Source organism: Amycolatopsis sp. NPDC104775 (assembly GCF_055583325.1).
On record NZ_JBVJOE010000007.1, the window covers coordinates 136,312 to 160,708 of the forward strand.

The window sequence follows — 24,397 nt, forward strand, 5'->3', positions numbered from 1 at the left end:
GTCAGCGCGCGTCGCACAGCGGCGCATCGCTCGCCCGCACCAGCGACGCTCCCAGTTCCGTCGCCGTGTGCAGAACCTTCCGCCCGGCCCGCACCGTCATGATCAGCCCGGCGTTCCGCAGCGCACTGGCGTGTTCGGAAGCCGACGACAGGCTGACCCCGGCCTGCATCGCGAGCTCCGTAGTCCCGCGCGGCACCACCGCGGCACGGAGAATCGCCGCCCGCCGCGCCCCGACCAGCGCGGACAGGCCGTCCCCGCTCGTTCTGCCCGGCCCGCCGCGCGCGGACACGCCGGGAATCGGGTACACCACGGTCACCGGCTCGCCCTCCCCGCCCGGGATCACCACCGTCTCCGGGGCCAGGCACGACGGCACGAAGTCCAGTCCGTGCGGCGCGGGCAGGTCCCGGTCGGCCGGGCTGGCGATCTCCACGACGTTCCCGGGCCGGCTGATCCCGGCGGACACCGAGCCGATCGCGCCCGCCAGGCCCTGGCGCAGCAGGAGGTGCCCGCGCTGCGCCAGGTCCGCCTGCGCGGTGGCGGCGATCTCGGCCCACCGCGGCTCCACCAGGCTCCGGTAGCCCGCTTCGACGGCCTTCACCAGCGCCGCCCGCGCGCCGGCGCTGCCCGCGGCGAGGTCGTTCAGCCAGCCCGCGGGCTGCTTGAGCCGGAACGTCGCGGCGAGGTCGGCGCGCACCCGGCTGGCGGGCAAGGCCGCGAGGTCGTCCAGCGCGGAGCCGATCTCGGCGCGGCGCGAGACGAGGAAGTCCGGCACCTCGCCGCGCGCGGAGAACAGGTCGAACAGCGGCCGGATCGGCCGGGGCGGCCGCGTCCGCACCGCGAAATGCCCGCCGGGCCGCGCGTCCCGGCGCAGCCGGCACAGGGCGCCGAGCAGTTCGACCACCGGGAGGGGGCCTTCGAGAAAACGAACGGACTGCAATGACTCCAGGGTCAGATGAAGCCGGATCACGATACCACCGATCTGACGGAAACGCCGTTTAATCCCCCCTCCAGGCGAAGTCAATCAGGGCCGCGTACACGAAGAATACAATCGCCGCGCCCGCCATTCCGCGCGCGCGGAGAAATTCAGCGGAGACGCATTTATTCGTGCGACGGTGGTGTCAATTCCGGGGCTTCCGCCCGCCGGACGACCTCAGCGCGCGGGCGGCTCGGCGGCCTCCGCCATCGCGGCGACCAGCGAGGCCGGACGCAGGTCAGTCCAGTTTTCGTTGACGTACTCCAGGCACTCCGCCCGGGACGCCGGGCCGTGGACGGTCGTCCATCCGTCCGGCACGGCGGCGAACTCCGGCCACAGCGAATGCTGATTCTCGGCATTGACCAGGACGAGGTAAACGCCATTCTCGTCTTCGAACGGATTGGTCACGGAGTTCCCCTGTTCCAGTAGGCGGCCGAGCGCTGAGAGCAGGATAGACCAGTATTGCCGCGACGACGAGCAGTTGCCGCCGAGACTACCCGATTTCCGAATTCGCCGCCGGAATCGGTTCAGACGGACCAGGGCGGGCCGGAGCGCTCCCCGGCCCGCCCTGGTCCGCTCAGAACGGCTTGGCCGGCAGGTACTTGCCGTCCAGCGTGATCACGGCGCGCTCGCCGCCTTCCGGATCAGGAACCTTCTGGACGTCGAGCCGGAAGTTGACCGCGGAGATGATGCCGTCGCCGAACTGCTCGTGGATCAGGGCCTTGAGCGTCGTTCCGTAGACCTGGAGGATCTCGTAGAAGCGGTAGATCGTCGGGTCGGTCGGCACCCGGTCCGGGATCGAACCGCGCACCGGCACGCTCTGCAGCAGCAGCGCCGCGTCGTCGCCCAGGCCGAGCAGGTCCGCCACGGCCTCGGCGGATTCCTTCGGCAGCGGATGCTGGCCGAGAACGGCAGCAGTCGTGAACACCACCGACAGGCCTGCGGCGTCGGCGATCCGCTGCCAGGTGAGGTCCTTGCGGGCTTTGGCTTCCACCGCTTTCGCGGCCAGTGCTTCGCGGACGGCCGGGTCGTGCTGGCTGTGCACCATGGTCGGAAAGTCCTTTCCTCGGATGAGCACCGCACTGTGCGTGGACTCGGCCCGCGGTTTCCCCGCGCCGCCGAGGACTGCCATCGTCGTCGCGATCGCCGCGGCCGGGAACCGCCGCGGGCAGGATAAAGTGCGGGCGGAACGAGGGGGCGCGATGATGGCAGGCCAGGGGGAATCCCGGTTGCGTTCGGCCGTTCTCGCGCAGGCCTGGCGGCGGATCCCGGGCGTCGAAGTGCTTTCGGCGGGCGACGGCGGCCCGCTGACCCGCACGATCAAGAAGATCGTCGACCCGCTGGTGATCCGCACCGCGGCCCGGCCCCGGCTGGGCCGTCCGCTGCTGGATCCGGCCGCGGCGGCGGAACTGACCGAGCTGCTGCTGGCCGACTCGGCACGGCTGCGCGCGACGGCGGAGTGGTTCACCCACCTCAAGCGGCAGCGCCGGGCCCTGCGCATCACCGCGGGAAACGTCCAGGACGTGTGCTTTCCCCTCGCTTACGAACTCGCCACCGGCTTCGGCAGGCCGGACGCCTCCGCGCCGGAGCGGGCCGCGGCGGCGTTGCGCGAATGGCACGGGGAAGACGGTCCGGCCGGGATCGATCAGCTGACGCGGTACCTGGCGGATCACCATGCCGACCTGACCGCCGAGTTGCGCGGTCGCTGGGCTGCTCCGCCGAGCACCTCCCCGGAAACATTCGTGCCTCTGCTCGACGCTGTCGCCCACGGCTTCACCGACGAGGCGTGGCAGGCGCTCGCCGACTCCCCCGCCGGGCACGTGTTCGGCCTCGCCTTGCGCCAGCCCGGCGGCACCGCCGCGCTCGCCCGGGCCGTCCGCGAGATTTCCGGCCTCCCCGCCCCGGATCTCGGCCTGCAACGCGGCGAACGCACCGCCGTGCCGCCGCTGAGCCAGCGCGACGAAGCCGGACCCGAGCTTCTCGAACGCAGCATCGAACGGCGGGTCCGCGCGACCCTGCGCCGCGCGGCCGAGCCAAGCCCCGTCGCCGACCTGGTCGACGAAGAACTCCTCCGCGCGACTGCCGGTTTCGGGCTCGAAGCGCCAGTGCTGGCCACCTGTTTCGTGCTCGGCGTCGTCCTCGCGCCCGCGCTCCGCCCCCTCGACGGACCGGTGCCCAGCGCCATCCCGGAATTCGCGCAGAGGCTCAACGCCCAGGTCGCCCGGGAGGGATACGTCCTCTACGCGCGCCGGGCGCTGGCCGGTTCGACGCCCCTCACCGCGCAGCCGGACGCCGAGATTCTGCGAGAACTGCGCGAATTCGCGAAGCGTTTCCTCGCCCGGCTGTGGGCTCGGCTGCACGGCTTCGACGTCAGCGGGGAAATCCCGGCCGACTTCCGGGACCTGCTCACCGGAGTCGTCCGCTCGACCTCGCTGGACCTGCGGACGAAAGTGCGCCGCGCACTCGTCGCCAGCCTGCCGCGACTGGAGGCCGCCTCGTGACGCATCCGGTGCACACTCCGGTTCTCGCCGCGGACGGCGGCCTCATCCGCTTCGCGCTCGCCGAACTGCTCGGCGCTTCGAAGCCGTCGATGCGGATCGAACTCACCGACGCCGCGGCGGCTGAACCGTGGCTGACCAGGCTCGTCGGAGCCGAAGCGAGTGTGACCGCGCTCCGGGAAGGGCACGTCGACGTCCCGGCGCGGCCGGAGCTGGCCCGTCTCGCACTCCTGCTGTGGGCGCGCCGCTGGTGGCCTGCCAGCCCGCGGCTTGGAATCCCGTCGCTTGATCCGGCGCTGCTGGACCTCGAAGCGGCCGTCGCGACCGCGGCGGTCGAAGACGTAGCCGAGGGCTTGCTCGACGGCTTCGAGGCCAGCCCGGCGGAATTGTTCGACCAGGCGGCCAGCTCCGGCCTGCTCGCCGCCGCGCAACCGGTGGCGGAGGAAGCCCGGCTTCTGGGTGAGCAGCTTTCAGCGTGGTTCGACCGCCAGGACGACCTGGACCGGGCCGAAACGGCTCAGCTGGCAATCACCCCTGGTCAACGTGCGTATGCCTTGGCGGCGGGTTCCGGCCCCGCCGCGACCGGCGAAGGCGTGCTGGCCGAGGGACGCACCAGTGTCGACTGGGCGCGGGTGCCACCGGGCGTTCTGGACGCCGCGGAGGACACCGTGACCTGGCGAATCGTCGCGACTAGGACCGGTGCCCGGGTTGAGGTCGAAGTCGCGGGCGCGCTCGCCGACGCAGCCCTCACCGCTGTGGCGACCCACGACGGCGAGCCGTTCGCCGAAGTCGCTCTCCATCTCGGCAGCGGAGGCTTCGCCGGGGCAACCGAGCTGGACGAAGCCGGGACCCGGCTCGCAGCGGCACCCTCCGGCCGGATCGGGATCGTGGTCGGCGCGGCGGATCCGGACGTCGAGGGAACCGCCCCGGAGGACCGCGCCGAGGTGATTTCCCTGGTACGGGCGCGCGAAGCGCTGCCGCGGGAGGCCCGAACGCTGGCGGAGCGAGCCGCCGCGGACGAGGAGTTCTGACGTGCTCGCCGGAATGCCGCCGCCGCTCGCGCCGCCGGACCGGCCGCCTCCGCCGGAACTGGCCGACGCGGTGTCGCACGGCTACAACTGCCGTTGCGTCGCAACCCATTTCGGCCTCGACCCCACCGCCTACCAAGAAGTACCCGCCTGCACGCTGACCCAGGCCGAATACGACTCGCTGCTGACCGAGGCCTCCGCCGTCCAAACCGAGGCCAAAAGACTCGCCGCGGCACGCGACGTCACCGGCGCACAACGGGCGTACACCCGGATGCGGCAGCTCGCGCAGCAACTCGACCGGGTCAGCCTCGAACTCGCCGCGGTCAGCGACCTGGCCACCGTCTGTTACTCGGCGGGCGACCTCCGCACCGCGCGCCACTGCGCGGAAGCCGTGCTCAGCGTCTTCCAGACGACCACGGCCGCGATCGTCCACTTCGGACAGTACGCCGAACTGCGGATGGTCGAAGGCTCCCGCGAGGTGGCCGAACGCGTCCTCATCTCACTGTCCACTGAGGAGGGTGACCTCGTCAGGGCCCGCGAGCTGCTCGCGGACCAGCGACGCCGCGCGGCGTTCCGGAAGGCCGCCGAACCCGGCCAGTTCCCGCGCGAGCAGCTCGACCCGCACGGCACCGACGAGCTGGAGCTGCGCATCCTCGAAGTCCGCGTGCAGGTGGCCGCCGGGGATCCGGCCGGGGCGCGCGAGGCGATCGACGAGATCCTGGCCGCCCTGGACCGCATCGCGGAGATTGACGAGGTCCGCGAGCAGGCAGCGGCGTTGCGGGCGATGGCGCGGGCCGAACGCGCCCGCATCCGCCAGGCAGGCGGCGAGGAAGCGGACGCGACGGCGGACCTGCTGCGGCTCACCGCCCGGCACGACGGTCCGCTGGCGGCCAAATTCGCCATCGGGCTGGCCGAAACCCGCGCGCTCGACGGGGATCTGCCCGGCGCGATCGCGGCGATCGTCCAGGCCAGGGACGAACTCGCCGCGGCCGGGGTGACCGGCGACGTCGCCGACGCGAGCTACGCACTGGGCTCCTTGCTCCTGCTCGCGGGCGACGTCACGCAGGCGCGGGACCAGTTCGAGCACGCGGGAAAACTGTGGGCAGCGAACGGCGATACTCCGGGCGCGCGCCGGCTCGCGGCGGCGCTGGCTCGGTGCGCGGCGGCCGAAGGCGACTGGACGTCAGCGGAAGAGCACGTGACCCAGCTCCGGACGGCAGCCCGCGAATCGGGCGAATGGCTGGAGTGCCTGCGCGCCGACTACCTCGCGGCGGCGATCGGCCGCGAACGCAGCGAAAACCCGCGCGCAGTCCTAGACCTGCTGTTGCCGGTAGCCCTCGCGGCGCAGGAGTACCGGTTCGCCTTCGCCTCGGCGCAGGCGCGTACCGCCTGGGCGAACAGCGTTGCAGGCCCGGCGACGGAACTGCTGATGGTCCTGCTGACTCAGCTCGGGGAGACCCGGCTGATCGCGGAGCTGATCGAGCGCGCCTGCGCGGTCGGGGCGTACCCGGAAGCCCGTTCCCTGAACCTGACCGATGAGCTGCCCGCGCTGGCCGCTCCTCCAGCTCCGCAAGAGCAACTCCCCTTGGCAGCACTGGGTTCGGTCACCTCGTCGCTCCCGCTCCGGCTCGCCCCACCACCCGGCCTCCGCTGGTCGCCGTCCTCGCCGATGGAACTGGACGCCTGGACCCGGCTGGCCGCCGAACGGTACGGGTGCGCAGTGCCGACGACCGGCACCGTCGAGACCTGGCCCGCCGCCGAGCCCGGTCGCGAGACCTTCCTTCTCCGCTACGCCGACGCCGGGCACACCTATCTCAGCTGGCGCACCACCAGCGACCTCGACACCGTCCACACGCACCCGATCGACGCCGACCTCGTCGCCACCGTGCGCGGGTTCCTCGCCGAAGCCGCCCCGACACCGCGAGAAGGCGAACCGGTCGCCGCCGCCGTCCGTCGTTCACTCGACGCCTTCGGCAGCTTCGCCGCGGAACAACGCCTTGCCCGCATCCTCGCGCTCAACCTCCTTCCCGCTGACCTCGTCGCCCAGCTCCGGCGAGCCTCGCGCCCGCTGCTGCGCATCCAGCCGTCCCCGGCGCTCGCCGCCGTCCCGTGGGGCCTGCTCGCCCTGCCCGACCGACGCCCGGACCACGTGCTCGACGCCGACAAGGTCGACAGCTGCTTCGACAGCGACGTACGGATCCTCGACCTCGCCGACGTCTCCCTGCTCGCCCCCGCCGGAATCCCCCGCCGCGCACCAGCCCCCGCCGGACCTCCGGTCTACCTGCTCGATCCGCGGATCCCCGGCCAGAGCGCGTTTGGCGAACTGGGCTCCGTGCTCGGCAAACAGAATCCGTCCTCCCCGCTGATCCGCCACCTCGACGCGCAACTCGCCGCGGGCCCCGTCCGCCCCGCCGCGGCCCGCGGACTGGACCTGGTCCGCCGCACGGACACCGACCGGCGACTGCTCGCCGAACTGCTGGCCGAACCGTGTTCACGGCTGGTCTTCGCGGGGCACGTCAGCCGCATCCAAGACGCCCACGGCGCGCAGACCGCGCTCCACCTGTCCTGCTCGGCCGACCTGCCCGGCACCGCCGCACCGATCGGCGCGCACCGGCCGTTCACCGCCGCCGACCTCGCACTGTCCGAAGTGGACATGCCCGCACGCGTCGCCCTGATCGGCTGCGCCAGTGCGAGCGATTTCGGCCTGCCCGAACCGTTCGGCGTGCTGCTCGCCGCCGTCGCAGCCGGGGCCGGGCTGGTCGCCGCCACCGTCTGGGCACTCCCGACCTCAGCCGCAGTATCCGGCGCGGACCCGATGGCCGAACTGCTCATCGCCGTCGACACCGCGCTCGCCGGGACGGACCCAGTCACGCAGCTGTGCGCCTGGCAGCGAACTCGGCTCGCGCGCTGGCGCGAACGTCCCGAACCAGCCCACTCACCGATCTTCTGGGCCGCCCTGACCTGCCTCGACACCACCGGCGACGGCAAAACCTGGGTTCGGTAGCAGCCTCGCGGCCCGAAGCTGTGTCCAGCACACCGGCACAGCGAAAGGCATCCGATGTTCAAGAAGATCCGCGACAAGATCAACGAAGCCACCCAGCAGGGCATGGCCCGCGGCGCGCAGGATTTCCAGCAGCACGCCGAGCAGTTCCGGCAGGCAGCCACCGCGCAAGGGCACGACATCACCCCGCAGCTGCCGACGCCGCAGCTGGCCGCGCAGGCGTACCGCAACGCCGCGGCCGATCCGGAGACGGCGGCGTTCCTGGCCCTCCCGATGCCGGAGCAGCTGCGCCAGCAGCAGGAACTGCAGGCCTACGGCGCCGAACTGCGCCGGTTGTACGACACCGGCGAAGAGGCCACCCTGGTGATCCGCGCGCTGGAGCCGACCGGACGGACGGTGGCCGGACAGGCCCAGTACACCGCGACGCTCGACGTCACTCGCGCTGACGGCATGATGTACCAGGCGGTCGTCCCGCTGATCGCCCCGCAGGCGACGATCCAGCAGTACGCGCCCGGCACCCGGCACGAAGCCCGCCTCGACCCTGCCGATCCGGCCAAGGTCGCCGTGTTCGGCCCGCTCGCGTAGGCGGCCGCGGTGTTCACTTCCTTCGCATTCGGCCTGTCGGACGACCCTGAACAGACCCGGGCGTCGAACCGGCGGCTGTGGCTGCTCGGGATTCCCGCCACGCTCGCCTGGGCGGTCGCCGGGTGGTCCGGTGCCCTCGGTTTGCTGGACGACTTCCGGCTGATGTCGCTGAACCGCGTCGGCGCGTGGGGGGCCGACGCGGGATCGGCGGCTTCTCTGGTGCTGTTCTTCACCGTGTCGGTCATGGTGGCGTCGTCGCTGGGTTTCGCGATGCTCTGGGGCAGCGGGATGTCGTTGCGCCGCATGGGGATTGGCTTCCGGGCCAGTTCGCTGGCCGCGGCGCTCGGGGTGATGCTGGGCAGCGGCGTGGCGGTTCCGTCGTGGACGCTGCCGGAATCCGTCGGCGAACGGCTGCCTTTCCTCGACAGCAAGGCCGAGCCCTGGTCCGATGTGGACTGGGTGGTCTACTACGAGCCGTTTCTGGTGCCCGCCGCGGCCGGGCTCGTCGCCCTGGCCCTGATCGTGGTGCTGCTGCGGTCTTCCCTGCGCGCGGCGAAGGCGGAGGACCGCGAGCAGGCGCTGCGCCGCAGCGGCCGCCGGGTGACGGGGGTGCTCACCCGCGTGGACTTCACGAACGTCTGGGTCCTGGGGAGCCCCCGGTTCTCCGTCCACGTGCGGTTTCCGACCGAGACCGGCGAACGCGAGGTGGCGACCACGATGATCACGTCGCTGTTCCAAGCCCCGCACGAGGGTTCGGCGGTCCAGGTCCGCTACGACCCGCTGGACCCGAAAGCCGTTCTGGTGGAACCGATTTCCGCCGGACCGCAGTGAAGGGACTACTCCCATGGCAGCCTTCCGCACGATCGCGTTCGGTTTCCTGACCGGTTTGGCGATCGGAGCCAGTCTGTGCTCACTCGTCGCAGCGATCATCGTCGAGAGCGTTCCGTTGCTCGTGGCCGGGCTGGGAATCCCGCTCGGCTACGGCCTTCTGATCTACCTCGGCGGCCTGCCGCGGCGCGTCCGCGAAGCAGCGATCGAGCCGGTGGTGGCGCTCGCCCGCATCGAAAGCCTGCGCGCCGGTGGCGCCGAAACCGGCGATCTCACGGTGGATTTCATCCTGACCGTCGCGCCGGACGGGGCACCGTCCCATCGGGCATCGGCGACCCGCACGGTCAATCTGGTCGATCTCCGCGACTACCGCAAGGGCGACGTCCTGGTGGTCAGCTATCCGCCGGGCCGGCCGTGGAAAGTGCGGATCGTGGCCGACCCACCGCCGGAGTGGCGACGCCGAGCGGAAAACGCGGTCATCCCGGCCGCGGCTGAGTCCGCTTTGGTCCATCCGCCGCCGAAGGGCTGCGCGGCCGGTGTCTGCGCGCTCATCGGGCTGCTGCTCGGCGCGGGTGCGGTCCTCGGGCTGTTCCGCGCCGAACTGTTCACGCCGGAGCCCAGCGCCCCGCAGACCTCTCAGCCACCTGCGGCGGTGACTTCCTCGGGTTCCGCGACGGTCGACGTTGGCCCCGAGCAGTCATTGCTGGACGAGGGAGAGCTGCGCCGCGCCGTCGACGGACTCGCCCTCGGCACCGACGTCTCCCAGACGCTGACCGCGGTCGTCCAGGAACACCGGCTCACGGTCGTCTTCGCGCCGAGCGGAGCCCAGGTCCCGCGATTCGACCTTCGGACCCTGCCTGTCCCCGAGATCTCCCGCCTGGTCCGGAAAGCCTTGCGGACCCTCGACGTCGGAACGCCGCAGACCTGGCAGGTCACCGTCGTTCAGCTGCCGTCCGCGCGGATGATCCGGGTCACCGTGACCGGCCCCAAGGGCAGCGCCACCCTCGCCGGGTGATCAGCCCGCCAGCCCCAGTGACGCGCCGAGCAGCAAAATCCCTTTCGCCGTCCGCGGATCCGCGCCGGTCAAGTTCGCGATCCGCGACAGGCGATTGTCCACGGTGTTCGGATGGACGTGCAGCTTCCGCGCCGTCTCGCGCCGGTTGAAATCCGTGTCGAAGTACGTCCGGAGCGTCCCCGTCAGATCAGGCTCACCGCTCAACCGCGCCGCCAAAGCACGCAGCTGAGGAGTCGCCGCGCTGTCATGATTCAGCTGGTACTCGAACAGATGGTCCGCGAGCACCGCGACGGTGCCGGGCTTCGCGTTCAGCCGCAGCAGCCGTTCCGCTTCCGCCACCGCCGCCGGGATTTCCGGCAGCTCGGCCGCGTGCGCGAACGCTCCGGTGATCTCCACGCCCGTCGCCTGGTGCGCGCGCGGAACAGCCTGCCGGGCCTCGGCCAGCGCCGCCTCGTGATCGTCCGAAGCGGACGGAAGCAGCAGCAGGCCGCCGCCGGGATCCAAGTCGGCCAGCACATCGCCGGACAGCTCTCGATGCAAGTGCTGCAACAGCAGCCGCGCCTTCCGCTGTCCGGCCAGATGGCGCCCGACCGCGTCGCCGACGGAATCCGCCGGGTCGGCGGCGAATCGCACCGCCAGGACGCCGTACGCCGGGGCGAGCCGGACGTCGGCCGGTTCCGGGACCGCCTCCCCCGCGGCCAGCCGCCGCACCAGCGCCCGGGCCGCCTCGCGCTGTTCCTGGTCGGCGATCCGGAATTCCTTCTGGTGCGCCTGCACCGCCACGTTCACCACCCGGTGCAGGCAGTTCAGCAGCACCGCGGTCGTCTCCGGCGGCGGCGAACCGCCGGACAGCTCCAGGATCTCCGCCCACAGCTCCTCGGCCGCCAGCAGGTACGCGTGCACGAAATCGCCGACCGGCAGCCCTTCCGCGCCTCGCTCGCGGCCTCGCTGCCGGAACAGCTCCAGCTCGTCCTCGCGCGGATCGCTTCCCTCCCGCACCGCGCGCGCGAACATCCGGCCGAACTCGCGGCAGGTGTGCGCCATGTACAGGTGCAGGTGAGCGGGCGCCTCGCCGCGGTAGTGCGAGGACGTCTCGACGTACCGGCGGATCGTCCGCTCGACCGCCTTCGGCAGCCGGTGCTCGAAGGCGCGCCACGAGAACTGTGACATGTCACAGCACGGTAGCCGAAAACCTGGGCGATGTGCGCTACCAGCCGGGTGGGCCAGCGGCGACAGTTGGGGTTGTGTCCATGACCGCGATCACAGGAGGCCCGATGCGCTGCGAGCCGCTGTTCCGCCCGAAGTCGGTCGCCGTGGTCGGCGTTTCCGCGACCACCGCGCTGTCCTGGGGCCGGATCGCGCTGGACCGGCTGCTGCGCGGCGGCTACGGCGGCGAGGTCTTCGCGATCTCCCGCGGCCCGCTCGAGCTGCCCGGCGTGCGGACGGTCGGTTCGCTCGCCGAGATCGGCTACGGCTCCGACCTAGTGGTCCTCGCGACCCCGGCGGAAACGGTTCCCGCGCTGGTCCGGCAGGCGCGCGAACTCGGCTCCGGCGCGGTCGTCGTCTTCGCGTCCGGTTTCGCCGAAGGCGGCAACACCGCGCTGGAGGACGAGCTGCGCGAAGCCGCCGGAGACCTGCCGGTGCTGGGCCCGAACTGCCTGGGCGTGGTGAGCCACCCGGCTGGCGTGCAGCTGTCGACGACCGTTTTCCTCGACCGCGAACGCCTGCCGCCGGGCCCGATCGCGATCGTCACGCAGAGCGGCGCGATGGGGTTCGTCCTCGCCGACCTGCTCGAACAGGCCGGGATCGGCTACTCCTACTACGCGAGCGTCGGGAACGAAGCCTGCCTGTCCAGCCACGAGATCGGCCGCGACCTGCTGGCCCAGCCTGACGTCGACGTGCTCGTGCTCTACCTCGAAGGCGTGCGCGACGCGGACGGTCTCCGCGCGCTCGGCCGTCAGGCGCAGGCTGCGGGCAAGACCGTGGTGGCGCTCGCGGTCGGCAGCAGTGCCGCCGGTCGGCAGGCCGCTTTGTCGCACACCGCGGCCGTCGCCGGGGATCACTTCCTGCTCGCCTCGCTGTGCCGCCAGGAAGGCATCCACCTGGTCACCGACGACGACCAGCTCGTGGACGCCGTGCTCTGCGCCCGCAAAGGCACGACGCTGCCCCCGGCTCCCCGGCTCGCGGTGCTGACCATGTCCGGCGGCGCGGGCGGCATCCTCGCGGACAACCTCACCGCGCTGGGCGTCCGGATCCCGCCGCTGTCCGGGAGGACGCGCACGAAGCTCGCGGAGATCGGCGGGGTCGAGGCGGCCGACGAGAACCCGGTCGACCTCGGCGGCAACATCGACCGCTGGATGAACCGGGTCGGCGATCTGCTGAGCGCGCTCGACGAGGACCCGGACCTGGACGGCGTCGTGCTCTATCTGACGTTCGGCGACCGGTTCCGCGAGGCGTACCACCGGCTGGCCGCCGCAGCCGCCGCGATGCGGACGCCTACGTGGTTCGTCTGGGCGTGCGCGCCGCCTGGAGAGCTGGCGAAGCTCGGGCGGCCGGACACCGTCCTGCCCAGCATCGGCGCTCTCGTGCGTCGCCTTCGGGTGCTAGTCCCGGACCGCGTGCCGGAGCCCGCGCGGCACTCCAGTGGCGACGACCGTCCAGTGTGGACTGAACTGCGGGCCGCTCCCCTGCTGGAGGACGCCGGTATTCCGCATGTGGACACCGTCGCTGGGACCGATCTCGCCGCCGCAGTACGGCACCGCGGCTGGCCAGGGCCGTATGTGGTCAAGGGCGATGCCTTCGACGTGCCGCACCGGGCGCGCGCCGGACTGGTCCGCGTCGGTGTCACCGCGGCCGAACTGCCCGCCGTGCTGGACACGCTCCAAGCGCGGCTGGACGAGGTCTCCACCGACCCGAATCGCACCCTCGTCGTGCAACCCCAGCTGCCGCACACCGCCGAACTCGCCCTCGGCGCTACACGAGATCCGTTGTACGGCACCGCAATCGTCCTCGGCGCGGGCGGCGACCGAGCCGAAGACCCCACCGCACCCCGCCGCGCGCTGCTGCTCCCGGCCACCCCGGACCAGCGAGCCGAGCTGGCCGCCTGGGCCGGTGCCGTCCTCGCCGCCCCGGTCCCCGCCGTCGCCGCCGCGATCGACGGGCTTGTCCGCATCCTCGGCGACCATCCGGAATTCGCCGAAGCCGACCTCAACCCGCTCTGCGTCAGCGGCGAAGCCTTGGTCGCCGTCGACGCGCTGTTCACCGAGAACGTCCAGGAGGCATCCCGTGACTGACCTGCTCGACTACGCCGACAAAGTCTGGCGAGGCGAGGCCGACACCCGCGTCTACCACACCGGCACGCTGCGCAAGGACGGTCTGCACGAGCTGGCCGAAGGCGTCTGGATGTGGCCGGCGTTCGGCAACGTCTTCCTCTTCCCCACCGACGATGGCCTGTTCTGCTTCGACACCGGCGAACGCCGCACCGCGAAAGACCTTTTCGGCGCGACCCGCGCCCGCACCGACGCACCGCTGCACACTGCTGTCTACTCGCACGGCCATATCGACCACGTCTTCGGCGTCGGCCCATTCGACGCCGAAGCCGACGAGCGCGGCTGGTGTCGTCCATCCGTGCTGGCGCACGAAAACACACCGCCCCGCTTCGCCCGATACGAACGCACCCGCGGCTACAACACGGTGATCAACCAGCGGCAGTTCCAGTCGCCCGGCTTCCGCTGGCCGGAGACGTACCGGCACCCCGACGTCACTTACCGCGACACCGCCACGCTCCGGATCGGCGACCTCGACGTGCGGCTCACGCACGGCCGCGGCGAGACGGACGACGCGACGATCGCGTGGCTGCCCGACCGGAAAATCCTGTGCTGCGGCGACTTTTTCATCTGGTCCTCCCCCAACCCGGGCAATCCGCAGAAGGTGCAGCGCTACGCCGCGGAGTGGGCGCGGGCACTGCGCTGGATGGCCGGACTCGGCGCGGAACTGCTGCTGCCCGGCCACGGCGTGCCGATCGCCGGAGCCGACCGGATCCGGACCGCGCTGTCCGACACCGCCGAGTTCCTCGAAACCCTGCACGACCAGACCGTGGACGCGATGAACGCGGGCGCGACGCTCGACGAGGTCGTCCACGGCGTCACCGCGCCCGCAGAGCTGCTGGCCAAACCGTATCTCAAACCGGCTTACGACGAACCGGAATTCGTCGTCCGCAACGTCTGGCGGCTCTACGGCGGCTGGTACGACGGCAACCCGGCCAACCTCAAGCCCGCCCGCCGCGCCGACCTGTCCCGCGAACTCGCCGACCTGTCCGGCGGCTCCGACCGGCTGGCCGCCCGCGCGCGGGAATTGCTCGCCGCGGGCGAACACCGGCTGGCCGGGCACTTCGCGCAGCTCGCCGTGGACGCCGCGCCCGCCGACGAAACCGCGCACGCCGCCCGCGCGGAAGTCTTCACCGCGCTAGAAAAAGCCGCGACCTCGACGATGGCCAAGGGCGTCTACGCCTGGGCCGCCGCCGAATCCCAAGCCGTGCTGAACGGCACCGACCGCACCGAACAGCTGCGCGCCCGGACAGCGGGCCGCACCCGCTGGGCCTTCTGAACCGCCCCGGTCCGGATTGCACTGGTCCGGGCTGCACTGGTCCGGACCGCACCCCGTCCGACAACGACGTTGAAATGGGGACCCACCATGAAAGCTCCCGCCCTCCCCGCCGAAACCGCCGACAGAAGGCGCGTCCGCGGCACCAGCGCTCGCGGCTGGGTCGTCACCGGGCTGCTGCTGGTGTTCATGCTGATCAACTTCGCGGACAAGGCCGTCCTCGGGCTCGCCGCGAAACCGCTGATGCACGATCTCGGCCTGACGCCCGAGGCGTACGGCCTGATCAGCAGCGGGTTCTACTTCCTGTTCAGCATTTCCGCGATCGTCGTCGGGTTCGTGTCCAACCGCGTGCCGACGAAGTGGATCCTGCTGGTGCTGGGCGTGATCTGGGCGCTGACGCAGGCTCCGATGCTCGGCACGGTCGGCTTCGGCGCGGTGCTGGTCAGCCGGATCGTCCTCGGCGCGGCCGAGGGCCCGGCGAATCCGCTGGCCATGCACGCGGCGTACAAGTGGTTCCCCAACGAGAAACGCGGGCTGCCGAGCGCGTTGCTCAACGCCGGTTCCGGCATCGGCGTGGCGCTGGCGTCGCCGTTGCTGACCGCGCTGATCGTCGGCTACGGCTGGCGGTGGGCGTTCTTCGCGCTGCTCGTCGTGGGCCTGCTGTGGTCGGTCCTGTGGGCGGTCTTCGGACGGGAGGGCAAGGTCGCCGGAACCGCTTCGGTGCACGCGAGCGCGGTCAAGTCCGAAGCGGACGAACCCCGCGTGCCCTACCGGCGGATCCTGCTGAACGGCACCTGGATCGGCGGTTTCCTGGCCGGATTCGCCGCGTACTGGGCGCTGGCGGTGCTGGTCGCGTGGGTGCCGCATTACCTGGAAACAGCGCTGCACTACAGCACGGTCACCACCGGAACGCTCGTCGCGCTGCCGTGGATCGCGTCGGTCGTGTTCAACCTCGCCCAAGGCGCGCTCAGCGACCGGCTGATGCGGCGCGGCGTGTCGAGCCGGGTGGCCCGCGGGGTGCTCGGCGGCGTCGCGGTGCTGGTCTCCGGTCTCGCGATGCTGCTGTTCCCGCACGTCGGCGGGGGCTGGTTCCAGATCGCGCTGCTGACCGTCGCGTTCAGCCTGGGCGGGGTCGTGTTCGCCCTCGGCGTCACGATGAACGCCGAGATCAGCCCGACCCGGCAGCGCGGCGCGGTGCTGTCGATCACCGTCGGCCTGGTCACCACGGCCGGGCTGCTCGCGCCGTACCTCACCGGACGGCTGATCCAAGCGGCTTCGACCCCGGAAAGCGGCTTCACGCTCGCCTTCACCATCAGCGGACTGCTGTCGGTCGCGGGCGGTCTGCTGGCCGTGTTCTTCGTCAACCCGGACCGCACCGCGCGGCGGCTCGGACTCCGCGACCGGATCGAGGTGGTCGGCTGATGCCGTTCCAGGACAGCAAGAACCCGCTCTACGGCACCGGCGAGATCACCGAGGTCGCGCCCGGCGTCCGCTCGATCGGCCTGCAGGGCAACAGCCTCGCGGTGGAAACGCCTTCGGGCCTCGTCGTGGTCGACACCGGCCCGTCCCCGGACCTCGTCGCGCCGGTGCTGGACCGGCTCGGCGAACCGGTGCGCTGGATCGTCTACAGCCACGGGCATCTCGGCTACAACTACGGTGTGCCCGGATTCTTCGACTACGCCGCCGCGCACGGCGAACGCCGCCCGACGGTCGTGGCGCACGAGAACGTCGTCCGGCGCTACCAGCGGTACCTGGAGACGGCCGGCTTGCAGAACCACATCAACACCCGGCAATTCCGCCGCGCCATGCCGGACCTGGCGGCCCCGCCGCCGCTGACCTTCCCGGACCAGACCTACCGGGAAGCGATGACGCTGGCCCCGGACGTCCGGCTGCTGTGGGCACCGTCCGAAACCGACGACGTGACCGCCGTATGGCTGCCGTCCCAACGGGTTCTGTACGGCAGTGCAGCGGTGATCAACGGCATCCCCAATATCGGCACGCCCATGCGGACCATGCGCGACACCGTCCGCTGGGCCGACACACTGGACCGCCTCGCCGCGCTCAACCCGGCTGTCCTGGTCCCGGAGTTCGGCCCAGTGGTCCGCGACGATCCGGTGCGCCAGCTGACCATGACCGCGGCCGCCTTGCGGTGGCTGCGGAGCGCGGTGGTGGATCAGCTCAACGCGGGTCGGCGGGTGGACGACATCGTGCACGATCTGCGGTACCCCGCCGAGCTGTTCGACGTGCCGTGGATGCGCGAGCACTACGGGCACCGGGAGTACATCGTGCGGGACATCGTCCGCTCGGAAACCGGTTGGTGGGACGGGAATCCGACGACCCTGCACCCGTCCCGCCCGGACGTCGCGGCCGCCGCCCGGGCCGAGGCGATCACGGACAAACAGGCGGTGCTCGACCAGGCCGAGCGGCTGCGCGGGGAGGGTCGGGTGCAGGAGGCGCTGCACGTGATCGACCTCCTGGCGCTCGCGCCCGGGGACGACCCACTGGTCAAGCAGGCGCGGACGGTCAAGGAAGAGTTGTGTGCCGAGCGGGCGAAGGACGCCAGCAGTTACGTGTCGCGGAGCTTTTACCGCAGCGGGTGGTGACCGCGCGGATGTCCGTGAGGAAAACCCTGCGGGAATCGGGTTCCCCTCACGGACATCCGGGGTGTCACTGCGCGGGCAACGCCTTCCGCCACGTCAGCTCCAGCCGCTCCGGCCCCCGCTGCCGCCGCCCGGCCAGCCACGGCACGTCGGCCGCCAGCTCAAGATCCGGGAACCGGGCCAGCAGCGTCCCCAGCGCGACCTGCAGTTCCAGCCGCGCCATCTGCGCGCCGAGGCAGTGGTGCGGGCCGTGGCCGAAGCCGACGTGGTGGTTGCGCGTGCGCGCCAGGTTCAGCTCCTCCGGGCACTCGAACACCGTCGCGTCGCGGTTCGCGCCCTCCAGATCCGCGAACACCGCCTCGCCCTTGCGGATCAGCTGGCCGCCGATTTCGACGTCCTCGCTGGCGATGTGCGCGAACCCGGCGCTCGCGCCGAGCGGGACGAACCGCAGCAGTTCCTCGACCGCCGAGGGCAGCAGGCCGGGGTCGGAGCGCAGCCGGGCGAGCTGGTCCGGGTTCGTCAGCAACGTGTAGAGCAGGTTGGAGATGTGGTTCGCGGTCGTCTCGTGGCCGACCGCCAGGATTCCGCCGGACAGGTCGATCAGCTCGCCTTCGGTGAGCCGCCCCTCGTCGTCGCGGGCCCGCACCAGCGCGCCGATCAGGTCGTCGGTCGGGGTTTCCCGGCGTTCGGCGACCAGCCCGGCGATATACCCCCACAGCTCGCGCTGGGCGGTCATGATCGCGGTGTGGTCCGAACCGTCGCCGCTGAGCATCAGCATGGTGTCGGTCCACTGGTGCACCTTGTCGCGGTCCTCCTGCGGGACCCCGAGCAGCTCGCACAGCGCGGTGATCGGCAGCGGGATCGAGAACGCCGACACCAGGTCCGCCGGCGGGCCCTGCTCGATCATCCGGTCGATCAGGCCGTCGGCGATTTCCTGGACCCGCGGGCGCAGCGTTTCCACCCGCTTCGGCGTGAACGCGGCCGCGACGAGCCGGCGCAGCCGGGAGTGCATCGGCGGGTCCATGGTGATGATCGAGCTTTCGCTCTCGATCGCCTCGGTCCCGCGCGGCGCGTCCTTGCCGACGGTGAGGCTGCGCATCAGCCGCCGGTCCACGAGCACGGCTCGCACGTCCTCGTACCGCGTCGCCAGCCACGCCTCGCCGCCGAACGGCAGCCGCACCCGGCTCATCCCCCGCTGCTCGCGCATCTCGGCATACCGCGCGTCGACAGTCAGCGCCGACGGCGCGAACGGATAGGGGCACACTTCACTGGTCACGACGAACTCCCAAGTCCGGTAACGGTTTCCACGAAAGGTTCTGCCACGGATTCCAGCCACGCGGAGACCGCCGAGGCGGTGCTCTCCGCGTCCTCGGCGGCGAGGCTGAAATGGTCCCCGCGCACGGTTTCCACGCGGTCGGCCCGCGACCACGTCGTCTGCCACTCCGCCCCGGCCACGTCCGCGAAGCTGCGCGCGGAGCGCAGCAACACCGTGGGCACGGTGATTTCCGGCGGCCCCGCGGTCGCGAGAAGGCCGAGGTAGCGGCCCATGGCGGTCAGTTGCGCCCGGTCGAACCCGCCGTCGTCCTGGCGGGTCAGCACTTCCCCGGCCATCGCGTGGACCGCGCTCTCGGCCGGGCCGCCGATCTCGTAGGTGTCCAGCAGGCACAGCCCCGCCGGAGCACGGCCGGTGCGGGCCAGTTCCGCCGCCACGGCTTCGGCCAGAAGACCGCCGGACGAGTATCCGAGCAGCGCGAACGGCTCGTCCTCCGCTGCCTCGCGAGCCTGGCCGGCCAGCGCCGCGACGAGCGTGCCGAAGTCGGCGGGCAGCGGTTCGTCCGCGGTGAAACCGGGCAGGGACAGTACGGAAAACCGCCGTTCGCAGCGGAACGGCGCGGCCAAGCGTCCATATTGGACGGCCCCGGTCATCGCGGCCGGAGACGGCACGCATAGCAAAGCGGGCTTGCGGGGTCCGTCGGCCAGCCGTACCGGCCGGAATCCCGTAGCCGGTTCCGTGAAGGACGAGCGCAGGTGCGCGGCGGCTCCGAGCAGAGCGACTCCTTCCGGCACCCGGCCCGCCGCCACGGCCTCGGCGAACAACCGGGCGACCGGGTCCCCCGGCTTCGGCGCGGGCGATTCCCCCGGAGTGTCCGAAAAGGACTCGTTCAGGAAGTCGGCCAGGTCCGCGACGGTGGGATGGTCGAACACCAGGGTCGCGCCGAGAGTCAGGCCGGTGGCTTCGGAGAGCCGGTTGCGCACCTGGACCGCGGTGAGCGAGTCGAACCCCAGGCCGGGCAGCGCGCGGCTGGGCTCGATGGTCTCCGAGTGCCCGAGCACCGCCGCCACCTGCGCGCCGACCAGTTCCGCCAACCGCTCCCGGCGTTCGGCGGGCGGAGTACGGCGCAACCTCCCCGCGGCGGAACCACCGGCCCGCCGGGGCGTCCGCACGTGGCCGCGGAGCAACAACGGGACATCTTCGCCGCGCCACGCATCGAGCCGTAGCGGAGCCAATACCGGTGCCGGGTCGGCGATGGCGGCGTCGAACAGCGCCAGCCCCGCTTCGGCGGTGAGGCCGCCGGTGCGCTGGTCGGAGTTCCACAATCCCCAGGCCAGCGATTGTGCGGGCAGCCCGAGGTTGCGGCGGTGCTGGGCGAGAGCGTCGAGGAACGCGTTCGCCGCCGCGTAGTTGGCCTGGCCCGGCGCGCCGAGAATGCCCGCGGCGGAGGAAAACAGGACGAACTTGTGCACGTCGCCAGCGAGTTCGTGCAGATTCCACGCGGCGGTGGCCTTGGCCTCGAACGCCGCGTCGAGTTGTGCTGTGGTCAGCGAGGTGAGCATCCCGTCGGCGAGAACGCCCGCCGCGTGCACGATCGCGGTGACCGGATGCGCGGTCAGCAGCGAGGCGACGGCGGCGCGGTCGGCCAGATCGCAGACCGCCACCTCGGCTCGCGCACCGAGCGCGGCCAGTTCGGCGGCGACGGCGTCCCCGCCTCGGCCGGTCCGGCTCACCAGGACCAGTTCGCGCACGCCGTGGTGCCGGACCAGATGTTCGGCCACCAATCGGCCGAGCTGCCCGGTACCGCCGGTGATCAGCACCGGCCCGCTTCCCCATTCCGCGCCTTCGGCGGCCTCGGCGGCGACCAGGCGCGGAGCCAGAGTTTTACTGCCCCGCAAGACAATGGCGGGCTCACGCAAGGTGGCGATCAAGTCGGTCGAGGGCGGCGCGTCGGTGTCCAGGTGCACGATCCGGCCCGGATGTTCGGTCTGCGCCGAACGGACCAGCCCGGCGACCGCGGCGCCGGCCAGGTCGACCGGTTCGCCCGGCAGTCCGGCCGCGCACCGGGTGACGACCGCGATCCGGCGATCGTCCTCGAGCGCAGTACGCAACGCGGGGAGGATCCGCTGGAGTTCGCGCTGTGCCGCCGCTGCGTCCGCGCCCGGCGAAACCACCAAGGTCTGGACGTCCTCCGCACTCCCGCTGGGGAGAACGCACTCAGTCCATTCCGGACGGAGCAACGCCCCGGCGCGGGGCGCGCGCCGGACACCGGTGACCGGGCGCAGCGCCAGCGACCCGATCGTGGCCACCGGATTGCCCGAGCCGTCCGCCAAAGACAGCGAGACCGTATTGTCCGCCAGCGGTTTCACCCGCACCCGAAGCTCGGAGCTGCCAGCGGCCCACAAGTCCACTTCGGACCACGAGTACGGCAGGAGCGTCTCCGCACCGGTCGCCGGGCCGAGGCCGATGGCGTGCAGCGCCGAATCGGCCAGCCCCGGATGCAGCCCGAATGCCGCGGCGTCCAGCACCGCGGATTCCGGCAGCGAGACTTCGGCGAACACCTCGTCCGCGCGCCGCCAAGCGGTCTTCAAGCCCTGGAACAGCGGCCCATACTCAACCCCGCGCTCAGCGAGCAGCTCGTACATCCCGTCGAGATCGACTTCCTCAGCCCCGGCGGGCGGCCACGCGGAATCCACCGCGGGCGGCGAACCCGGCGGAGCCAGCGCCCCGTCCGCGTGCCGCACCCAAGGCTCGTCGCCGGTCTGCGCGTGGACGCTCACCGGCCGCACCCCGGCCTCGTCCGCAGCGCCGACCCGGACCTGAACCCGGACCCCGTCGGCGTCCAGCACCAGCGGCGCGTGCACGGTCAGCTCGCGAACCCGGGCACCACCGGCTTCCTCACCGGCGCGCAGAGCGAGTTCCAGGAACCCGGTGCCGGGGAACAGCACCGAACCGCCGACAGCGTGTCCGGCGAGCCAAGGCTGCGCGGCGGTCGAAATCCGACCGTGCAAGAGGAACCCGTCACCGTCGGCGAGCGGAACCGCGGCGCCGAGCAACGGGTGTCCGGCGGCTTCGAGCCCGGTCGCGGACAGGTCGGCGGCTTCGTCCGAGGCCGACAGCCAGTAGCGTTCCCGCTGGAAGGGATATGTCGGCAGGTCCACGAGCGCCGCCGAGCGAGGGGCGAACACCGCCGTCCAGTCCAGAGACACCCCGTCGGCGTGCAGTTCCCCGATCGCCTCGGCGACCGCGACGTCCTCCGGCACATCCCGGCGCAGTGCGGAGACGGCGAGCGGAGCGTCCGGCAGCAGCGCGGTCAACGGCCGGTCCGCACCGAGTTCGAAGAATCGCGTGACGCCTTGTCCCTCCAACGTGCCGACCGCGGCACCGAACTGGACCGTGCAACGGATATTGCGCACCCAGTAGTCCGCGTCGAAGGACTCGATCGGCTCGCCGGTCACCGTGGAGACGATCGGCACTCTCGGCTCGGCGTATTCAACCCGCGAAGCGAGTGCGCGGAACGGCTCCAGCACCGGGTCCATCAGCCGCGAATGCGAAGCGACCGCAAGCGCCAGCCGCTTGGTGCGCCGTCCCTTCGCCGAGAACCGGGCGGCGACGGCCAGCACCGCAGCTTCCGCTCCGGCGACGACGACCGAACGCGGCCCGTTGACCACGGCGACGTCGACCTCTTCCCCGGCGAATTCACCCGGATCCGCCTCGATCGCCGCCATCGCGCCGCGCGGTCGCTCCTGCATCAACGCCGCCCGCGAGACGACCAGCTCCGCCGCGTCCTCCAGCGACAACACTCCCGCACAATGCGCGGCGGCGAGTTCGCCGCCGGAGTGTCCACAAAGGACGTCGGGAAGCAGCTGCCACGATTCGGCCAGCCGGAACAACGCGACCTCGATCGCGAACAACGCCGCCTGGCTGTACCGGAACTCGTCCAGGGCTCCGCCGACCGCCTCCCGCAGCGGCCGGTCCAGGTGCCGGTCGAGTTCCGCACAAGCAGCGGCGTACGCGTCGGCGAACACCGGATAGGCGGCCGCCAGTTCCTCGCCCATGCCCGTGCGCTGCGAACCACCGCCAGAAAACAGGAACGCGAGCGGCCCCTCGCCACGCGCCATCCGACCAGGCGGATCTTCCAGCCCGGCCAGCAACTCGTCCCGATCGCGGGCGACGACCAACGTACGGTGCTCCAGATGCGTACGCCCGGTCGCGAGCGTCCGGGCCACGTCCGCCAGGCGGAGATCCGGCTCCACGCGCAGCCGTTCGGCCAGCCGTTCCGCCTGCGCGCGCAGCGCCGCCGGATCATGTCCGCTGAGCACCACCGGCACGGCCACCCGGTCGTCCGCCGCGCTTTCCGCGACCGGCGGAGCTTCCTCCACGACGACGTGCGCGTTCGTCCCGCTCAACCCGAAACTGGAAACCGCACCCCGCCTCGGCCGAGCGTTCCTTGGCCACGGGATCGCCTCGGTCAGCAGTTCGACTTCCCCGGCGGACCATTCGATCCGGCTGCTGGGCGCGTCCACGTGCAATGTCTTCGGCAGCAGTTCATGCTGCAACGCGAGCCCGAGCTTCAGCAACCCGGCAACGCCGGACGCGGCCTGGGTATGCCCGAGATTGGACTTCAGCGACCCGAGCCGCAGCGGCTCCCCGCCGGCCCGCTCCGCGCCATAGGTCGCCAGAAGCGCCTGTGCCTCAATGGGATCGCCGAGCGGCGTCGCCGTTCCATGCGCCTCGACGACGTCGATCTGCGCGGCGGACAACCGAGCCGACGCCAGTGCCTGCCGGATCACCCGGCGCTGCGCCGGACCGTTCGGCGCGGTGATGCCGTTCGACGCGCCGTCGGAGTTGACCGCGCTCCCGCGCAGCACCGCCAGGATCGGCCGTCCGGACCGGCGCGCGTCCGAAAGCCGTTGCAGCACCAGCATTACACAGCCTTCGGACCACGCCGTTCCGTCGGCGGACTCGGCGAAACTCCGGCACCGCGCGCCGCGCGCCAACGTGCCGTCCTTGCTGAACTCGACGAACGTGCGCGGCGTGGACATCACCGTCGCTCCGCCCGCGAGCGCGAGTTCGCACTCCCCCGCACGCAGCGCTTGCGCCGCCAAATGGACGGTGACCAGCGACGACGAACAAGCCGTGTCCACCGTGATCGCCGGGCCCTGCAAGCCGAAGGTGTAGGCCACCCGGCCGGACACCATGCCGGACGCGGCGAAACTGCCCGGATAGTCGTGGTACATCACGCCGGTGAACACGCCGGTCCGGCTGCCGCCCAGCGAACGCGGCGGAATCCCGGCCCGTTCCAGCGATTCCCAGCCGGTTTCGAGCAGCAGCCGCACTTGCGGGTCCATCAGCAGCGCGTCGCGCGGGCTGATCCCGAAGAGCCCGGCGTCGAAATCCCCCGCCCCGGCCAGAAACCCGCCCTCGCGCACGGAAATCGACCCCGGCCGGACCCCGTCCGGGTCGTACAGCCGCTCGACGTCCCAGCCGCGGTCGTCCGGGAACCCGCCGATCGCGTCGCCGCCGTCCGCGAGAAGCCGCCACAGCTGCCCCGGCGTCTCGATCCCGCCCGGCAAACGGCATCCCGCGCCGACTATCGCGATCGGCTCCGCTCCCGCGGCCGCGCTGTGCAGCCGCCGGTTCTCGTCTTTGAGCCGATGATTCTCCTTCAGCGACGCACGCAATGCGGCGATCAGGCTGCGTTCGGACTCGCTCAACGGCCCCCCAGGGCTAGATGTGCGGTTTGGCCCGACCGACGTTACGCACCGGCAAGATCCCTGCCACCCCCTAATACCGCGAGAGAAGTCCGGTAAGCGGCCGTTTGCCGGGGTCGGGCCGCAGGGGCACCGACCGCTAGCGAATTGCTCGGACACCCGGCTGACCAGCGAGGGAATGTCGATTTACGCTGCGGAGGCAAGCGAAACCGGGGAGTCTGGTCGGCGGACGGGCACGACGAGTCCGGTTGGGTCGAGGAGTCACAATAGGTGGCGTTCA

The 24,397-nt window shown here is 71.6% G+C and carries 15 protein-coding genes and 1 pseudogene; 10 read left to right on the forward strand and 6 right to left on the reverse strand.

Features of this window, described 5'->3' with window-relative positions; all coding sequences use genetic code 11:
- Window position 1: 1 nt before the first annotated feature.
- From ACZ63D_RS29015 to cynS, 3 genes are all read right to left on the reverse strand, one after another.
- Entirely contained in the window at window positions 2–967 is a 966-nt protein-coding gene (locus ACZ63D_RS29015; RefSeq protein ID WP_465357531.1) for a hypothetical protein, read from the reverse strand.
- 183 nt (window positions 968–1,150) lie between these two features.
- On the reverse strand, window positions 1,151–1,381 hold the full coding sequence (locus tag ACZ63D_RS29020) for an MbtH family protein (RefSeq protein ID WP_465357532.1): 231 nt from the start codon (window positions 1,379–1,381) through the stop codon (window positions 1,151–1,153).
- 169 nt (window positions 1,382–1,550) lie between these two features.
- A complete protein-coding gene (gene cynS, locus ACZ63D_RS29025; RefSeq protein ID WP_465357533.1) occupies window positions 1,551–2,021 on the reverse strand; it encodes a cyanase in 471 nt (156 codons plus the stop codon).
- 22 nt (window positions 2,022–2,043) lie between these two features.
- Between cynS and ACZ63D_RS29030 the strand changes: the two genes are divergently transcribed.
- From ACZ63D_RS29030 to ACZ63D_RS29055, 6 genes are read left to right on the forward strand one after another with little or no spacing between them, the layout of a single operon-like run.
- Complete coding sequence (locus tag ACZ63D_RS29030; RefSeq protein WP_465357534.1) at window positions 2,044–3,474, forward strand: hypothetical protein; 1,431 nt, start codon at window positions 2,044–2,046, stop codon at window positions 3,472–3,474.
- Window positions 3,471–4,502: a hypothetical protein gene (locus ACZ63D_RS29035; protein ID WP_465357535.1), complete on the forward strand. Its 1,032-nt coding sequence runs from the start codon at window positions 3,471–3,473 to the stop codon at window positions 4,500–4,502. Before ACZ63D_RS29030 ends, ACZ63D_RS29035 begins: the two co-directional genes overlap by 4 nt.
- A gap of 1 nt (window position 4,503) precedes the next feature.
- Window positions 4,504–7,503: a hypothetical protein gene (locus ACZ63D_RS29040; protein ID WP_465357536.1), complete on the forward strand. Its 3,000-nt coding sequence runs from the start codon at window positions 4,504–4,506 to the stop codon at window positions 7,501–7,503.
- Between the two features lie 54 nt (window positions 7,504–7,557).
- On the forward strand, window positions 7,558–8,085 hold the full coding sequence (locus ACZ63D_RS29045) for a hypothetical protein (RefSeq protein WP_465357537.1): 528 nt from the start codon (window positions 7,558–7,560) through the stop codon (window positions 8,083–8,085).
- Between the two features lie 9 nt (window positions 8,086–8,094).
- Window positions 8,095–8,916 (forward strand): DUF3592 domain-containing protein, encoded by an 822-nt coding sequence (locus ACZ63D_RS29050; protein ID WP_465357538.1) that lies wholly within the window; start codon window positions 8,095–8,097, stop codon window positions 8,914–8,916.
- A 13-nt stretch (window positions 8,917–8,929) separates the two neighbouring features.
- Entirely contained in the window at window positions 8,930–9,928 is a 999-nt protein-coding gene (locus tag ACZ63D_RS29055; protein ID WP_465357539.1) for a hypothetical protein, read from the forward strand.
- Here ACZ63D_RS29055 and ACZ63D_RS29060 read toward each other — a convergent pair whose 3' ends face one another.
- Window positions 9,929–11,098 (reverse strand): PucR family transcriptional regulator, encoded by a 1,170-nt coding sequence (locus ACZ63D_RS29060; RefSeq protein ID WP_465357540.1) that lies wholly within the window; start codon window positions 11,096–11,098, stop codon window positions 9,929–9,931.
- Between the two features lie 80 nt (window positions 11,099–11,178).
- Here ACZ63D_RS29060 and ACZ63D_RS29065 point away from each other — a divergent pair, with 80 nt between their 5' ends.
- The 4 genes from ACZ63D_RS29065 to ACZ63D_RS29080 all read left to right on the forward strand — a co-directional run bounded on the left by ACZ63D_RS29065 (window position 11,179) and on the right by ACZ63D_RS29080 (window position 17,133).
- Window positions 11,179–13,221 (forward strand): acetate--CoA ligase family protein, encoded by a 2,043-nt coding sequence (locus tag ACZ63D_RS29065; protein WP_465357541.1) that lies wholly within the window; start codon window positions 11,179–11,181, stop codon window positions 13,219–13,221.
- A complete protein-coding gene (locus ACZ63D_RS29070) occupies window positions 13,214–14,533 on the forward strand; it encodes an alkyl sulfatase dimerization domain-containing protein (RefSeq protein WP_465357542.1) in 1,320 nt (439 codons plus the stop codon). Before ACZ63D_RS29065 ends, ACZ63D_RS29070 begins: the two co-directional genes overlap by 8 nt.
- An 87-nt stretch (window positions 14,534–14,620) precedes the next feature.
- Window positions 14,621–15,952 carry an MFS transporter gene (locus tag ACZ63D_RS29075; RefSeq protein ID WP_465357543.1) on the forward strand — a complete coding sequence of 444 codons (1,332 nt, stop codon included), beginning with the start codon at window positions 14,621–14,623 and terminating at the stop codon, window positions 15,950–15,952.
- Window positions 15,952–17,133 (forward strand): alkyl sulfatase dimerization domain-containing protein, encoded by a 1,182-nt coding sequence (locus tag ACZ63D_RS29080; RefSeq protein WP_465357544.1) that lies wholly within the window; start codon window positions 15,952–15,954, stop codon window positions 17,131–17,133. Before ACZ63D_RS29075 ends, ACZ63D_RS29080 begins: the two co-directional genes overlap by 1 nt.
- Before the next feature lie 64 nt (window positions 17,134–17,197).
- On the opposite strand, the gene ACZ63D_RS29085 is transcribed toward ACZ63D_RS29080, so the two are convergent.
- Both ACZ63D_RS29085 and ACZ63D_RS29090 read right to left on the reverse strand, forming a co-directional pair.
- Window positions 17,198–18,406 carry a cytochrome P450 gene (locus tag ACZ63D_RS29085; RefSeq protein WP_465357545.1) on the reverse strand — a complete coding sequence of 403 codons (1,209 nt, stop codon included), beginning with the start codon at window positions 18,404–18,406 and terminating at the stop codon, window positions 17,198–17,200.
- Window positions 18,403–24,120, reverse strand: a pseudogene (locus tag ACZ63D_RS29090) (SDR family NAD(P)-dependent oxidoreductase); the annotation flags it as partial. The pseudogene ACZ63D_RS29090 and the gene ACZ63D_RS29085, both read right to left, overlap by 4 nt.
- Window positions 24,121–24,397 lie beyond the last annotated feature (277 nt).

Coding starts and splice junctions, on each gene's coding strand:
- cynS (WP_465357533.1), bottom strand. CDS start 2,021: ATGGTGCACAGCCAGCACGACCCGGCCGTCCGCGAAGCACTGGCCGCG.
- ACZ63D_RS29030 (WP_465357534.1), top strand. CDS start 2,044: ATGAGCACCGCACTGTGCGTGGACTCGGCCCGCGGTTTCCCCGCGCCG.
- ACZ63D_RS29045 (WP_465357537.1), top strand. CDS start 7,558: ATGTTCAAGAAGATCCGCGACAAGATCAACGAAGCCACCCAGCAGGGC.
- ACZ63D_RS29055 (WP_465357539.1), top strand. CDS start 8,930: ATGGCAGCCTTCCGCACGATCGCGTTCGGTTTCCTGACCGGTTTGGCG.
- ACZ63D_RS29060 (WP_465357540.1), bottom strand. CDS start 11,098: ATGTCACAGTTCTCGTGGCGCGCCTTCGAGCACCGGCTGCCGAAGGCG.
- ACZ63D_RS29065 (WP_465357541.1), top strand. CDS start 11,179: ATGACCGCGATCACAGGAGGCCCGATGCGCTGCGAGCCGCTGTTCCGC.
- ACZ63D_RS29075 (WP_465357543.1), top strand. CDS start 14,621: ATGAAAGCTCCCGCCCTCCCCGCCGAAACCGCCGACAGAAGGCGCGTC.
- ACZ63D_RS29080 (WP_465357544.1), top strand. CDS start 15,952: ATGCCGTTCCAGGACAGCAAGAACCCGCTCTACGGCACCGGCGAGATC.